This is a genomic window from Variovorax davisae (assembly GCF_030316845.1).
GTDB classification, from domain to species: domain Bacteria; phylum Pseudomonadota; class Gammaproteobacteria; order Burkholderiales; family Burkholderiaceae_C; genus Variovorax; species Variovorax davisae.
This window is the reverse complement of the sequence record NZ_JASZYS010000012.1, coordinates 74,427-89,258: the sequence shown is the minus strand read 5'-3', so window position 1 is coordinate 89,258 and position 14,832 is coordinate 74,427. Positions and strand designations below refer to the sequence as shown.

Annotated in this window: 12 protein-coding genes; 4 read left to right on the top strand and 8 right to left on the bottom strand. The window is 68.4% G+C overall.

Annotation, left to right across the window (positions count from 1 at the left end; all coding sequences use genetic code 11):
* Positions 1–114 precede the first annotated feature (114 nt).
* From QTI33_RS24955 to QTI33_RS24945, 3 genes are all read right to left on the bottom strand, one after another.
* A complete protein-coding gene (locus QTI33_RS24955; RefSeq protein ID WP_286509049.1) occupies positions 115–1,425 on the bottom strand; it encodes an ATP-binding protein in 1,311 nt (436 codons plus the stop codon).
* 85 nt (positions 1,426–1,510) lie between these two features.
* The gene (locus tag QTI33_RS24950) at positions 1,511–2,170 is read right to left on the bottom strand and encodes a response regulator (RefSeq protein WP_286509048.1); all 660 of its coding nucleotides are present in this window, start codon (positions 2,168–2,170) and stop codon (positions 1,511–1,513) included.
* A 41-nt stretch (positions 2,171–2,211) separates the two neighbouring features.
* Complete coding sequence (locus QTI33_RS24945) at positions 2,212–2,982, bottom strand: IclR family transcriptional regulator domain-containing protein (protein WP_286509047.1); 771 nt, start codon at positions 2,980–2,982, stop codon at positions 2,212–2,214.
* Positions 2,983–3,101: 119 nt separating this feature from the next.
* Between QTI33_RS24945 and pobA the strand changes: the two genes are divergently transcribed.
* The gene (gene pobA, locus QTI33_RS24940; protein ID WP_286509046.1) at positions 3,102–4,283 is read left to right on the top strand and encodes a 4-hydroxybenzoate 3-monooxygenase; all 1,182 of its coding nucleotides are present in this window, start codon (positions 3,102–3,104) and stop codon (positions 4,281–4,283) included.
* 15 nt (positions 4,284–4,298) lie between these two features.
* On the opposite strand, the gene QTI33_RS24935 is transcribed toward pobA, so the two are convergent.
* Positions 4,299–6,623: a xanthine dehydrogenase family protein molybdopterin-binding subunit gene (locus tag QTI33_RS24935; protein WP_286509045.1), complete on the bottom strand. Its 2,325-nt coding sequence runs from the start codon at positions 6,621–6,623 to the stop codon at positions 4,299–4,301.
* Positions 6,624–6,745: 122 nt separating this feature from the next.
* On the opposite strand from QTI33_RS24935, the gene aat reads away from it, so the two are divergent.
* The 3 genes from aat to QTI33_RS24920 are packed head-to-tail and all read left to right on the top strand — an operon-like array spanning position 6,746 to position 9,069.
* Positions 6,746–7,498, top strand: coding sequence for a leucyl/phenylalanyl-tRNA--protein transferase (aat, locus tag QTI33_RS24930; protein WP_286509044.1), 753 nt, complete (start codon positions 6,746–6,748; stop codon positions 7,496–7,498).
* Positions 7,495–8,244, top strand: coding sequence for an arginyltransferase (locus tag QTI33_RS24925; RefSeq protein WP_286509043.1), 750 nt, complete (start codon positions 7,495–7,497; stop codon positions 8,242–8,244). The genes aat and QTI33_RS24925 overlap by 4 nt, the downstream gene beginning before the upstream one ends.
* A gap of 30 nt (positions 8,245–8,274) precedes the next feature.
* The gene (locus tag QTI33_RS24920; RefSeq protein ID WP_286509042.1) at positions 8,275–9,069 is read left to right on the top strand and encodes an IclR family transcriptional regulator; all 795 of its coding nucleotides are present in this window, start codon (positions 8,275–8,277) and stop codon (positions 9,067–9,069) included.
* A 39-nt stretch (positions 9,070–9,108) separates the two neighbouring features.
* Here the strand turns inward: QTI33_RS24920 and QTI33_RS24915 are convergent, their stop codons facing one another.
* The 4 genes from QTI33_RS24915 to pssA form a co-directional block, all read right to left on the bottom strand.
* Positions 9,109–10,284, bottom strand: a complete 1,176-nt coding sequence (locus QTI33_RS24915; RefSeq protein ID WP_286509041.1) for a serine hydrolase — start codon at positions 10,282–10,284, stop codon at positions 9,109–9,111.
* Positions 10,285–10,401: 117 nt separating this feature from the next.
* Positions 10,402–11,940: a 2-isopropylmalate synthase gene (locus QTI33_RS24910; protein WP_286509040.1), complete on the bottom strand. Its 1,539-nt coding sequence runs from the start codon at positions 11,938–11,940 to the stop codon at positions 10,402–10,404.
* Positions 11,941–11,992: 52 nt separating this feature from the next.
* Positions 11,993–13,696 (bottom strand): 2-isopropylmalate synthase, encoded by a 1,704-nt coding sequence (leuA, locus tag QTI33_RS24905; RefSeq protein WP_286509039.1) that lies wholly within the window; start codon positions 13,694–13,696, stop codon positions 11,993–11,995.
* Positions 13,697–13,878: 182 nt separating this feature from the next.
* Entirely contained in the window at positions 13,879–14,703 is an 825-nt protein-coding gene (gene pssA, locus QTI33_RS24900; protein WP_286509038.1) for a CDP-diacylglycerol--serine O-phosphatidyltransferase, read from the bottom strand.
* Positions 14,704–14,832: the final 129 nt, after the last annotated feature.

Genomic DNA, 14,832 nt, shown 5'->3' with positions numbered 1-14,832 from the left:
AGGTTGCCCGGCACTTCGTGTCCGGGCGCCTCCAGTCGCTGCCAGAGCCAGCGGCCTGGCAAAGCCAGTTCCGCGGTGGTTCACCAACGGGCCGGGCTGCGCCGGCCGGGGCAGTCAGGCCGCGGCGGGGAAGCGAACCAGAACGCGCAGGCCGCCGAGAGACGATGGCTCCAGCGACACGGCCGCGCCGTGCAGGTCGGCGATCGACTTGACGATCGACAGGCCCAGGCCGCTGCCGGGGGCCTGGGCCTGGCCGGCGCGGTAGAAGCGGTCGAGCACGCGCTCGCGCTCGCTCTCGGGCAGGCCGGGTCCGCTGTCGTCGACGCTCAGTTCGACCCCGCCCGGGCCGGCGGCGATCCCGACGTCGACACGGCCGCCGGGCGGCGTGTACTTGACCGCGTTGTCGATCAGGTTGCGCAAGAGCGTGCGCAACGCTTCCGGCTGGCCCCGCACCGTCGCCGGGTCGGCCCGCGCCATGCCGATGTCGATGTCGCGCGACTGGGCCGCGGCCACGGTGTCGGAAATCGCCAGACGCGCCACCTCGGGCAGACTGACCGCTTCCGGCTGAGCGCCAGCCGCCGCGCTGGCCTCGTGCCGTGCCAGGGCCAGCATCTGCTCGACCAGCCGGGTCGCCCGGTCGATGCCGGCGGCCAGCCGGGCCACCGCCAGCTCGCGCGTCGCGTCGTCGGCGGCCCGCTGCAGGCCCTGCACCTGCAGCTTGAGCGCCGCCAGCGGCGAGCGCAGCTCGTGCGCCGCGTCGGCGACGAAGTGCTTCTGGGCCTCGAAGGCCTGGCGCACCCGCACGAACAGCAGGTTCAGCTCGTGCACCAGCGGCCGCACCTCCTCGGGCAGGTCGGCCTCGTTGAGCGGCGACAGGTCGTCGGCCTGCCGGGTCGCCACCTGGCGGCGCACCCGGGCCACCGGGGCCAGCGAGCGGCTCACCACCCACCAGACCACCAGCATCAAGAGCGGCGCTGCCAGCACGATCGGCCCGACGGTGCGCAGGGCCAGCGTGCCCGCCATGCGGCGCCGCGCCGCCATGTCCTGCGCCACCTGGATCACCAGCGCCCCGGTCGCCAGCGAGAACACGCGGTAGGTGGTGCCGCGCGCCTTCACGTTGGAGAAGCCGAGCACCGCACGCTGCGGCAGCGCCGACTGGGCGGCCGAATCGAAGATCCGGATGCCGTCCAGGGTCCAGATCTGGACGATGAACTCGAAATTCTCCTCGCCGCCGCCGAGGCCGCCGACCGTGGAACTCGGCGGCAGGCCGGCACGCAGCGACAGCGCCATCTGCTGCATGTGCTGGTCGAAGATGTCGTCGGCCGCCTCGAGCACCGCGCGGTAGGTGACGACGGCCTGGGTGCCCGCCGCCAGCACGATGGCGGCCAACAGGAACCACAGCAACCGGGCCCGGAGCGACTTCATCGATGCCCCCACGCTCGGCACTTCGTGTCCTCGCTGCCCCCCGAGGGGGCGCGAGCTTGCTTGGGGCGGCCCGGCGCGGCGCTCTTCATTCCTTGGGCACCATGTAGCCCACCCCCCGCACGTTGCGGATCAGGTCGGCGCCCAGCTTCTTGCGCAGCCCATGCACATAGACCTCGACCGCGTTGCTGCTGATCTCGTCCTTCCAGCTGTAGAGTTTCTCCTCGAGCTGGGCCCGCGACAGCACCATGCCGGGCCGGGCCAGCAGCGGCTCCAGCACCGCCCACTCGCGCGCCGACAGGATCACCGGCTGGCCGCCCACGCTGACCTCGCGGGTGGCCGGATTGACGCTCACGCCCATGTGCTCGTAGACCGGCTCGGCCCGCCCGGAGGCCCGCCGCAGCAGCGCCCGGATGCGGGCCAGCAGCTCGTCGAGGTCGTAGGGCTTGAGCACGTAGTCGTCGGCGCCGGCATCGAGCCCCTCGATGCGCTGGGCGACCGAGTCGCGCGCGGTCGCGATCAGCACCGGCATGCGCTGCTTGCGGGCCCGCAGCGCGCGCAGCACGTCGAGCCCGTCGCGGCGCGGCACGCCGAGGTCGAGCAGCACCAGGTCGTACTGCTGCGTGCGCAGGGCGGTGTCGGCGGCCTCGCCGTCCTTGACCCAGTCGACCGCGTACTGCTCCGCCCGCAGCAGGTCGAGCACGGCTTCGCCGATCATCACATCGTCTTCGAGCAGCAGCAGTCGCATGGTTCAGTCTTCCGCGGTGGGCCGAACGCGATGGTAGCGACTCACAGCAGGGCCCTGACCTCTCGGGCCGCATCGAACAACAGCGGCAGCAGGTCGCGGCGCAGGACCTCCTCCTGGTAGCGGCCGCCCGACAGCACCACGTTGAGCGCCGCCACCGTGCGCCCCTGCATGTCGCGCAGCGGCACCGCCAAGGCCTGGACGCCGAGTTCGTGCTCCTCGCTGGCAAAGCAGAAGTCGTCCTTGCGGGCCTGCGCGATGCGCTGGCGCAGCCCCCGGGCCTGGGTGATGGTCTGTGGCGTCAGCCGCGACAGCCGCCGCGCCTTGAGCCATTCGGTGAGCTGGGCCGGGCTGAGCGCGGCCAGCAGCACCCGGCCGGTGGAGGTCGCGTGCGCCGGCAGCCGGGCCCCGAGATGCAGGCCGTAGGCGAGCACCCGGGTCGGCGCCGCGTAGCTGCCGCTGCGCGCGACGATCACCACCTCCTCGCCGTCGAGCACCACGGCCGAGAACGACTCCTGGGTCTGGGCCGCGAGCCGGTTCAGGGTCGGCTGCAGCGCCCGCGGCAGCCGCGACGACGCCAGGTAGCTGCCCGAGAAGCGCAGCACCTTGGGCGACATCCAGAAATAGCTGCCGTCGGTTTCCAGGTAGCCCAGGTGCGCCAGGGTCAGCAGGTGGCGCCGGGCCGCGGCGCGCGTGAGCCCGGCCCGCTCGGCGGCCAGGGTGGCGTTGAGCCGCTGGCGCTCGGTGTCGAAGCTCTCGAGCACGGCCATGCCCTTGGCAATGCCCTCGATGAAATCTGCTTTGGCGATGGTCATGGTCGAAAGGGATTGCGCGATGATCGCGCAAGTGCTTTCATGATCGCACAGCGCGTGCCGGCCGGCGCCCCCGGAACGGAACCGACGCCCTACGCTTGCGCAAACTTCAGGAGACTCGCATGCGAACACAGGTTGCCATCATCGGCGCAGGCCCCGCCGGGCTCTTGCTCGGCCAGCTGCTGCACAAGGCCGGCATCGACAACGTCATTCTCGAACGCCAGAGCGGCGACTACGTGCTGGGCCGCATCCGCGCCGGGGTGCTCGAGCAGATCACGATGGACCTGCTGGCGCGCGCCGGTGTCGACACCCGGGCCAAGGCCGAGGGCCTGCCGCACGAGGGCATCGAGCTGCTGTTCAAGGGCGCCCGGCATCGCATCGACCTGCACGGCCTGACCGGCGGCAAGCAGGTCACGGTGTACGGCCAGACCGAAGTGACCCGCGACCTGATGGAAGCGCGCGAGGCCGCCGGCCTGACCACCATCTACAACGCCGCCTCGGTCAGCCTGCACGACTTCGACACCGCCCGCCCCCGGGTGCGCTACCAGAAGGACGGCGCCACCCACGAGGTCGAATGCGACTTCATCGCCGGCTGCGACGGCTACCACGGCATCAGCCGCGCCAGCGTGCCGGCCGACGCGCTCCACACCTACGAGAAGATCTATCCCTTCGGCTGGCTCGGCGTGCTGGCCGACGTGCCGCCGGTGTCGCACGAGCTGATCTACGCCAACACCGCCCGTGGCTTCGCGCTGTGCAGCATGCGCAGCGCCACCCGCAGCCGCTACTACGTGCAGGTGCCGACCGAGGAAAAGGTCGAGGACTGGAGCGACGAGGCCTTCTGGAACGAGCTGCGCCTGCGCCTCGACCCCGAGGCCCGCGAACGCCTCGTGACCGGTCCCTCGCTCGAGAAAAGCATCGCGCCGCTGCGCAGCTTCGTGGCCGAGCCGATGCGCTTCGGCAGCCTGTTCCTGGCCGGCGACGCGGCCCACATCGTGCCGCCGACCGGCGCCAAGGGCCTGAACCTGGCCACGGCCGACGTCGGCTACCTGTCGCGTGCCTTCGAGATCTTCTACGGCGAGAAGACGCCCTCGGCGCTGGACCGCTACTCCGACCTCTGCCTGCGCCGGGTCTGGAAGGCCGAGCGCTTCTCGTGGTGGTTCACTTCGCTGATGCACCGCTTCCCGGACACCGGCGAATTCGGCCAGAAGATCCAGGAGGCCGAGCTCGACTACCTGGTGCACTCGCATGCGGCCTCGACCTCGCTGGCCGAGAACTATGTCGGCCTGCCGATGGAAGACTTCTGAGCGCTGCGGGACAGACTAGGCCGCCTGCATCAACCGCCAGACCCGATCCGGCGTCAACGGCATGTCCAGATGCGGCGTCCGGTCCGCCAGCCCGTTGCGCGCCAGCGCATCCGCCACCGCATTGACCACCGCCGGCGTGGCGCCGATGGTGCCCAGCTCGCCCACGCCCTTGACCCCCAGCGGGTTGTTCTTGCAGGGCGTCGACTCGTCCATCTCCATGCGGAACATGGTGGCGATGATGTCGGCGCGCGGTGCCGCGTAGTCCATCAGGCTGCCGGTCAGCGGCTGGCCGGTCTCGCTGTCGTAGACCACCCGCTCGCACAGCGCCTGGCCGATCCCCTGCACCGCCCCGCCCTCGAGCTGGCCGCGCACGATCAGCGGGTTGACCACCCGGCCGACGTCGTTGACCGAGGCATAGGTCTGGATGCTGATCTCGCCGGTGGGCGGATCGATCTCGACTTCGGTGATGTGGCAGCCGTTCGGCCAGGTCGGCCCGGACACCGTGCTGGTCGAGTCGACGAAGATCTGCTGCTCGGCCTGCTTGCCGGCCAGCGTGAAGAGGTCGAGTTTCAGGTCGGTGCCCGCCACCTTGAAGACGCCGGCCGCGTACTCGACGTCGGCTGTCGCCACCTCGAGCTCCTGGGCCGCCAGTTCGCGGCCCTTCTCGATGGTGCGCTCGGCGCCGACACGGACCGCCGAGCCGCCGGCGAACAGCGAGCGCGAGCCGGCGCTGCCGAAGCCGTCGCCGCGGTCGGTGTCGCCCAGCACGATGTGCACCTGCGCGATCGGCACGCCGAAGGCGTCGACCACCAGCTGCGCCAGGGTGGTCGCGATGCCCTGCCCCATCGCGTTGACGGCCGAGAACACCTCGATCACGCCGTCGGCGCGCACCGCCACCGTCACCCGCTCCTCGAACACGTTGCCGCCGGTCCACTCGAGGAAGGTGGCGATGCCCAGGCCGCGCATGCGCCCCTGCCGCTTCGATTCGGCCGCCCGGGCGTCGAAGCCCTGCCAGTCGGCCAGCGCCAGCGCCTGGTCCATGACCGATTCGAAGGCCCCGGTGTCGTAGACCTGCTGCATCGGGTTCTTGTAGGGCATCTGCGCCGGGCCGATGAAGTTGCGCCGGCGCAGCTCGATCCGGTCGATGCCGGTCTGGCGCGCCGCCTCGTCCATCAGCCGCTCCATCGTGTAGATGGCCTCGGGCCGGCCGGCGCCGCGGTAGGCGCCGGTGGGGGCGGTGTTGGTCAGCACCGCCTTGAAATGGAAGTCGATGGTCTGGATGTCGTAGACGCTGGTCTGCACCCACGGACCGATCAGCAGTTGGATCGCGACCCCGGTGGCGGTCGCGTAGGCGCCGACGTTGGCATGGGTGCGGATGCGCAGGCCGAGGATCTTGCCCTGGGCATCGAGCGCCAGTTCCGCCTTGGCCTCGATGTCGCGGCCGTGCGAGGTGGTCAGGAACTCTTCGCTGCGGTCCGCCACCCACTTCACCGGGCGCCGCAGCGCGCGGGCGGCGTAGGCGACCGCGATGTCCTCGGGGTAGGCGCCGGTCTTCATGCCGAAGCCGCCGCCCACGTCGCCCACCACCACCCGCACCTTGTCCTTGGCGAGGCCGATCGCGTCGCACACCGAATCGCGCACGCCGGAAGGCATCTGCGTGCTCATCCGGATCGTGATGCGGTCGGTGGCCGGATCGAATTCGGCCAGCACGGTGCGCGGCTCGATCGTCAGCGCGACCACGCGCTGGTTGAGCACGTCCAGCGCCACCACGTGGCTGGCCTTGGCGAAGGCTTGCGCGGTCGCTTCGGCACTGCCGTGGCGCATCTCGGCCGCGATGTTGCCGGTGCCCTCGTCGCAGAGCAGCGGTGCGCCCTCGGCAGTCGCCCCTCGCAGGTCGACCACCATGGGGAGCTCTTGGTAGTCGACCATCACCGCCTCGGCCGCATCGCGCGCCTGGGTCAGGGTCTGGGCGACCACGATGGCGACCGGCTCGCCGACGAAACGCACCCGCTCCAGCGCCAGCACGCGGCGCGCGGGCGTCGCGCAGTCGGCGCCGTCGGCGCGCTTGAAGGGCGCGCCCGGCATCGGCTTGACGCCGGCCTGGTCGAGGTCGGCACCGGTGAAGACGCCGAGCACGCCGGGCATCCCCCGGGCCGCCGCCGTATCGACCGCCACCAACCGCGCGTGCGGATAGGGCGAACGCACGAAGCACAGCCAGCTCTGGCCCGCCGGCGCGACGTCGTCGGTGTAGCGGCCGGCACCGGCCAGCAGTTTCTCGTCCTCGAGCCGTCTGACGGCCTGGCCGCTGCCGAAGCGCATGGGGTTCGTATCTGTGGTCACCGTGGGTCCTCTTGCAGTCTGGGGGGGCATTTTTTTCGGGCGCAGGAACGACTATAGGGTTTTGGGGATCATTCGGCTTGGGCTTCGGAATCGTCTGTCCGAAGCCGTGTATACCTGCCACCATGCAACTGCCCTGGCTCGATCCCGGAGACCCCCTGCCCGATGCCGCCCTGGCGTGGGGTGAGGCCGACCCCGTGCCCGGCCTGCTGGCGGCCGGCGGCAGCCTCGACGTCGCCAGTCTGCTGCGGGCCTATGGCAGCGGCATCTTTCCATGGTTCAGCGAGGGCCAGCCGATCCTCTGGTGGAGCCCCGACCCACGCATGGTGCTGCAGACGGCCGATTTCCGGCTCCACCGGTCGCTGCGCAAGACCCTGGACGCCTTTCGCGCCTCGCCGCGCTGCGAGATCCGTTTCGACCACGGCTTCGAGACCGTCATCTCGGCCTGCTCCCAGGCGCCGCGGATCGGCCAGTCCGGCACCTGGATCCTGCCGGAGATGGTGGCCGCCTACGGCGAGCTGCACCGGGCCGGCCATGCCCACAGCATCGAGACCTGGATCGACGGCGCGCTCGCGGGCGGCCTCTACTGCGTCGCCATCGGCCGCGCGGTGTTCGGCGAATCGATGTTCACGCGCCGCCCCGACGCCTCCAAGATCGCGCTGGCGGCCCTGGTCGCGTTCTGCCGCCGCCAAGGCATCGCCATGATCGACTGCCAGCAGAAGACCAGCCATCTCGCCAGCCTCGGGGCGCGCGAAATGCCGCGCCAGCGCTTCGTGTCGCACGTCGCCCACGCGCGCCGGGAGACCGGCCCTCACTGGCGCTTCGAGCCCGTATACTGGAACGAACTCCTGCCTGCGCGAAGCTCCAACCCGACGTGACGCACCTCAAGGATCTCCCGCTCCACACGCTGCAGTTCTACGCAACGGCCCCCTATCCGTGCAGCTATCTGCCGGACCGGCAGGCGCGCTCGCAGGTCGCCACGCCGAGCCACCTGATCCACAACGACGCCTACTCGGACCTGGTGCTGAGCGGCTTCCGCCGCAGCGGCATGTTCACCTACCGGCCGTATTGCGACGGCTGCAGCGCCTGCGTGCCGCTGCGCGTGCTGGCCAACGAATTCAAGCCCAATCGCAGCCAGCGCCGCGCCGTGTCGCGCCACGCCGGCCTGCAGGCCCGGGTGCTCAAGCTGTGCTTCGTGCCCGAGCACTACCAGCTCTACCTGCGCTACCAGAACGGCCGCCATTCGGGCGGCGGCATGGACCACGACAGCATCGACCAGTACACCCAGTTCCTGCTCCAGAGCCGGGTCAATTCGCGGCTGGTCGAGTTCCGCGAGACGCTGGCCGACGGCAGCGCCGGCGCCCTCAAGATGGTCTCCATCCTCGACGTGCTGAACGATGGCCTGTCGGCGGTCTATACCTTCTACGAGCCCGAACCGGGTGCCGGCTACGGCAACTACAGCGTGCTGTGGCAGATCGAGCAGGCCCGCAAGCTCGCCCTGCCCCACGTCTACCTCGGCTACTGGATCGAAGGCAGCGCCAAGATGAACTACAAAGCGCGTTTCACGCCGCACGAAGTGCTGATCGACGGACGCTGGCAAGCGCAAACCCATTTCACCAAGTAAAATGGCGACCGGTCTCCCACCGCGTTGCACATGAGAAAACCACAATCAGACGTTCCCGCCACGCCCGTGATCCAGGTCATCGAGCGGATGTTCTCGCTCATCGATGTGCTGGCGTCGCGTGAAGAAGCGATTTCCCTCAAGGAGATCAGCGAAAAGACGGGCCTGCATCCGTCGACCACGCACCGGATCCTCAACGACCTGGCGGTCGGGCGCTTCGTCGACCGCCCCGAGGCCGGCAGCTACCGGCTCGGCATGCGGCTGCTGGAGCTGGGCAACCTGGTCAAGGGCCGGCTCAACGTGCGCGACGCAGCGCTGACCCCGATGCGGGAATTGCACAAGCTGACCCAGCAGCCGGTCAACCTCAGCATGCGCCAGGGCGACGAGATCGTCTACATCGAGCGCGCCTACAGCGAGCGCTCGGGCATGCAGGTGGTGCGCGCCATCGGTGGCCGCGCCCCGCTGCACCTCACGTCGACCGGCAAGCTGTTCCTGGCGGTCGACGAGCCCCAGCGCATCCGCAGCTACGCCACCCGCACCGGCCTGGCCGGCCACACGCGCAACAGCATCACGCAGTTGCCGGCGCTGGAACGCGAACTGTCCAAGGCCCGCCAGTACGGCATCGCGCGCGACAACGAGGAACTCGAGCTCGGCGTGCGCTGCATGGCCGCCGGCATCTACGACGACCAGGGCAAGCTGGTCGCGGGCCTGTCGATCTCGGCCCCGGCCGACCGGCTGGACGAAGGCTGGCTGCCAAAGCTGCAAGCCACCGCCAACGAAATCTCGGGCGCCCTGGGTTACAAGGCGGAGCAGCAGGGGGCGTCGTGAGACCTTCCTCGGTCCTCAACGGACCGGAGGACCCCGCCCTCAGCTCGCGGCGTGCGCGAAAGCCTGCTGCAAGCCGGGATTCGGCCGGCCCATGTGGGTCGCCTCGACCCAGCGGCGGACGCGCTCGGCATCGCCGATGCGGCTGAACTTGCCGGCGGAATCCAGGAACACCATGATCAGCTTGCGGCCGGCGATCTTCGCCTGCATCACCAGGCATTGGCCGGCTTCCGAGATGTAACCGGTCTTCTGCACCCCGATGTCCCAATCCGGGCTCTTGACCAGGCGGTTCGTGGTGTTGAACTGCAGCGTCCGGTTGCCGACTTCCACCTGGTACTCGGGCGAGGTCGACAGTTGGCGCACGGTGGCATCGGCGTAGGCGGCGTTGACGAGCAGGGCCAAGTCCTGGGCGCTCGACTGGTTGCGGCTCGACAGGCCGGTGGGCTCGACGTAGCGCGTGTCCTTCATGCCGAGCATCTTGGCCTTGGCGTTCATGACGCTCACGAAGGTGGACAGGCCGCCGGGATAGGTGCGGCCGAGGGCATGGGCCGCACGGTTCTCGCTCGACATCAGCGCCAGGTGCAGCAGTTCGCCGCGCGGCAGGCTGGTGCCCACCACCAGACGCGAACGGCTGAACTTCTCGGTGTCGACGTCGTCCTGGGTGATGGTGACCAGTTCGTCGGACGGCAGCTTGGCTTCGCTGATCAGCAGGCCGGTCATGAGCTTGGTCAGCGACGCGATCGGCAGCACGGCGTGGTCGTTCTTGCTGAACAGGACTTCCTGGGTGTCCTGGTCGATCACCAGGGCCACGCTGGATTTCAGGTCGAGCGCGTCTTCGGTGCTGTGGAGGCCGGCCATCTGGCCGAAGGATTGGCGCGCCGGCGCGGCTTCCGCGACCCGCACGATCGAGCGGCGCTGCACGGCCACCACGGTCCTGCCATTCTTCTGGCGGATCGTCGCTACCACATTGCGCCCGCCGCTCACGCTCTTGTCGGCTTTGTCAACGTTGGCGACCGGCTTGCCGCTGCTGCGTTTCGCGCTCGCGCCCGTCGAGGCCTTCCGGCTCGAATCGGCGCTCACGGCCGCCTTCTTCTTGGCGGCGGTGGCGGCCTGCGCGCCGGGCAACAAAAACGCCGTCGCACACAGAACGACGGCGGCAAGGCGAAGGGTAGGTAGGAACCGCTGGCTGGAAACTCGGTAGGAACGGGCTTCAGACATTCAAAACTCTCCAGCGGCGATAAAAGGTGACCGCAGTGTAAACGAAATCAAAAAAGACACGCAATATCAGTTACTTGCACCCTCTTCTTCAAATCGAATACAAGGAGCATCAAAAACCTAACCTTGTGCAGCTACTCTCTCAGCTTGGCTCTGTAACTTGTTGAGAGCACTTAAGTATGCTTTTGCCGAAGCGACCACGATGTCGGGATCGGCACCCACCCCATTGACCACCCGGCCGGCATTCTGCAGGCGAACCGTCACTTCCCCCTGGCTTTCGGTCGATCCACTGATCGCATTGACCGAATAGAGCACCATCTCGGCCCCGCTCTTCACATGGGCCTCGATCGCCTTCAGGGACGCGTCGACCGGACCGTTCCCGTCGGACTCGCCCGTGACCTCCTTGCCCTGCACGGTGAAGACGATGCGGGCCTGGGGCCGCTCACCTGTTTCACTATGTTGCGACAAGGATACAAAGCCGAACTGCTCACCAACGTGCGAGAGCTCTCCGTCGCTGACCAGCGCGAGGATGTCTTCGTCAAATATTTCACTTTTTCTGTCGGCCAGTTCCTTGAAGCGGGCGAAGGCGGCGTTGATGTCGGCCTCGCTCTCCATCGTGACGCCCAGGTCCTGCAGCCGCTGCTTGAAGGCGTTGCGGCCGCTGAGCTTGCCCAGCACGATCTTGTTGGCGCTCCAGCCCACGTCCTCGGCCCGCATGATCTCGTAGGTGTCGCGCGCCTTGAGCACGCCGTCCTGGTGGATGCCGGAGGCGTGGGCGAAGGCATTGGCCCCCACCACCGCCTTGTTCGGCTGCACCACGAAACCGGTGGTCTGGCTGACCATCCGGCTGGCCGCCACGATGTGGCGGGTGTCGATGCCCATCTCGAGGCCGAAGTAGTCCTTGCGGGTCTTGACCGCCATCACGATCTCTTCGAGCGAGCAGTTGCCGGCGCGCTCGCCCAGGCCGTTGATGGTGCACTCGACCTGGCGGGCGCCGCCGATCTTCACGCCGGCCAGCGAATTGGCCACCGCCATGCCGAGGTCGTTGTGGCAGTGGACCGACCAGATCGCCTTGTCGCTGTTCGGGATGCGCTCGCGCAACGACTTGATGAAGTTGCCGTAGAGCTCGGGGATCGCATAGCCGACGGTGTCCGGCACGTTGATCGTGGTCGCGCCTTCGTTGATCACGGCCTCGAGCACCCGGCACAGGTAGTCGGGATCGCTGCGGTAGCCGTCCTCGGGGCTGAACTCGACGTCGGCCACCAGGTTGCGCGCGAAGCGCACCGCCAGCTTCGCCTGCTCGAACACCTCGTCGGGCGTCATCCGCAGCTTCTTCTCCATGTGCAGCGGCGAGGTCGCGATGAAGGTGTGGATGCGCCCGTTGGCGGCTCCCTTGAGCGCCTCGGCCGCGCGCGAGATGTCGCGGTCGTTGGCGCGCGACAGGCCGCAGACGGTCGAGTCCTTGATCGCCTTGGCGATCGCGCTCACGGCATCGAAGTCGCCGTTCGAGCTGGCCGGGAAGCCGGCCTCGATGACGTCGACCCGCAGCCGCTCGAGCTGGCGCGCGATGCGCAGCTTCTCGTCCTTGGTCATGGACGCCCCGGGCGACTGCTCGCCGTCGCGCAGGGTGGTGTCGAAAATGATCAGTTTGTCAGCCATCGTGGATCTCCTTGTGCCGGGACGCGCCCAGGGGCCGCGTCCGTGCGTCGCCTTATGCGGATTCAGCCACCGATTGTGCGCTGTGCGCGCCCCGTGCCCGCGCCCGGGTCAACCCCGAAACGATGGCCTTGAGCGAGGCCGAGATGATATTGGCATCGATGCCGACACCGAACAGCGTCATCGCTTCGTCGACGCGCAACTCGAGGTAGGCGACCGCCTGGGCGTCGGCGCCGGCGCCGATCGCATGCTGGTGGTAGTCGATCACGCGGATTGCGTGACCGGTGGCGCTGGCCAGGGCGTGGATGAAGGCGTCGATCGGCCCGTTGCCGCGGCCTTCGACCGGGCGGATGTCGCCCTCCCACGGCAGGTCGGCGCGCAGCACCACCGAGGCGGTGGCGCCTTCGCCCTGCTCTTCGAGCACCTGGTGCTGCGGGCCGTTGTCGTCGCGCACGCCGTACTCGCGCTCGAACAGCGCATAGAGGTCGGCGGCCGTCAGCTCCTTGCCGGCGACGTCCATCACGCGCTGCACGGTCTGGCTGAATTCCATCTGCAGGCGGCGCGGCAATTCGAGCCCGTATTCGCTTTCGAGCAGGTAGGCGATGCCGCCCTTGCCCGACTGGCTGTTGACCCGGATCACGGCTTCGTAGCTGCGGCCGACGTCCTTCGGATCGATCGGGAGATACGGCATGTCCCAGATGTCGCCATCGCGGCGGGCGCTGAAGGCCTTCTTGATCGCGTCCTGGTGCGAACCCGAGAACGAGGTGTAGACCAGGTCGCCGACATAGGGATGGCGCGGATGGACGGGCAGCTGGTTGCAGTGCTCGACGGTGGCGCGGATCTCGTCGATGTTCGAGAAGTCGAGCTCGGGCGACACCCCCTGCGTGTAGAGGTTGAGCGCCACGTTCACCAGGTCGAGGTTGCCGGTGCGTTCGCCGTTGCCGAACAGGCAGCCTTCGATGCGGTCGGCGCCCGCCATCAGGGCGAACTCGCCGGCCGCGGTGCCGGTGCCGCGGTCGTTGTGCGGATGCACCGACAGCACGATCGCGTCACGGCGCGCGAGATGGCGGTGCATCCACTCGATCATGTCGGCGAAGATGTTCGGCGTCGAATGCTCGACCGTCGACGGCAGGTTGACGATGCACTTGCGCGCGGGCGTCGGGGCCCAGACTTCGGTGACCGCATCGACCACCCGCTTGGAGAACGCGAGGTCGGTGCCCGAGAACATCTCGGGCGAATACTGGAAGGTCCATTGCGTGGCCGGCTGCCTGGCGGCGCAGTCGTTGAACATCCGCGCATGGGTGGTCGCGAGTTCGACGATCTGGTCCTCGTCCATGCCCAGCACCACGCGCCGCATGACCGGCGCCACCGCGTTATAGAGGTGGACGATGGCGCGCGGCGCGCCCTGCAAGGCTTCGAAGGTGCGCTCGATCAAATGGTCGCGGGCCTGCGTGAGCACCTGGATCGTGACATCGTCGGGAATGCGGTCTTCCTCGATCAGCTTGCGCACGAAGTCGAACTCGACCTGCGAGGCCGAGGGAAAGCCCACCTCGATTTCCTTGAATCCGATCGCCACCAGCGTCTCGAACATCTTCATCTTGCGGGCGATGTCCATCGGCTCCACCAGCGCCTGGTTGCCGTCGCGCAGGTCGGTCGACAGCCAGATCGGCGCACGGGCCAGCACGGCGTCGGGCCAGGTGCGGTCCTTCAAGGCGATCGGGGCGAAGGCGCGGTACTTGCGGTCGGGTTGCTTCAACATCTTGGATTTCTCGCTGTGGTTGGGAATCCACCAGCAACCCCAAACAAAACGGCCCGTTGCTGGTGCGAACGGGCCGTGGTGAGGGATTTGCGCGCGCGCTCTACCGTCTCCGCCCGAAGGGGATCAGTAGTAGGGCCAGCGAAATCTTGTTCATGAGGGCTTCGAATGTAGCACAGTGCGGCTCAATTGTGGAGTCCGCGTTCGTCCGGCTCGTCCGTCGAGATGCTGATCACGCTCACCTGCTGCCCCTTGGCCTTGCGCCACGCATAGACCACGTAGCCGCTCAGCCCGTAGGCGACGAAGACCCCGAACAGCACGGTCGGCGGATGGATGTTGATGACCGCGATGCCGAGCGCGATCAGCACGATCACCGCGAACGGCACGCTGCGCTTCATCTGGATGTCCTTGAAGCTGTAGAACGGCGCGTTGGTCACCATCGAGAGCCCCGCATACAGCGTGAAGGCGAAGGTGACCCAGGTGATCTGGTTCCACGACAGGTACAGCACCTCGCCGCCGCGCTTGCCCCATTCGGTCACGAGCCAGATGAAGCCGGCCACCAGCGCCGCCGCCGCCGGCGACGGCAGGCCCTGGAACCAGCGCTTATCGACCACCCCGGTGTTGACGTTGAAGCGCGCCAGCCGCAGCGCCGCGCAGGCGCAGTAGACGAAGGCGGCGATCCAGCCCCAGCGGCCCAGTCCCTTGAGCGACCACTCGTAGGCGATCAGGGCCGGCGCGGCGCCGAAGGACACCATGTCGGACAGCGAGTCCATCTGCTCGCCGAAGGCGCTTTGGGTGTTGGTCATGCGCGCCACGCGGCCGTCCAGGCTGTCGAGCACCATGGCCGCGAAGACGCCGAGCGCGGCCAGGTCGAAGCGCGCGTTCATGGCCATCACGACCGAGTAGAAGCCACCGAACAGGGCCGCCAGCGTGAACAGGTTCGGCAGGATGTAGATGCCCTTGCGCCGCTTGCGCGTCGGCACGTCGTCGGGAAGCGTGTCGTCATGCATGGGGTCGGCCTCCAGGGCGAAAGGGGCTCGGGGACGGGGCAGGACGGGAGATGGCAAACATCGGTGGCAGTTTAGTTCAGGCGCAGGGCGCGCCTCCATGAAAAAGGGCCACCGCAGGGTGGCCCTTCA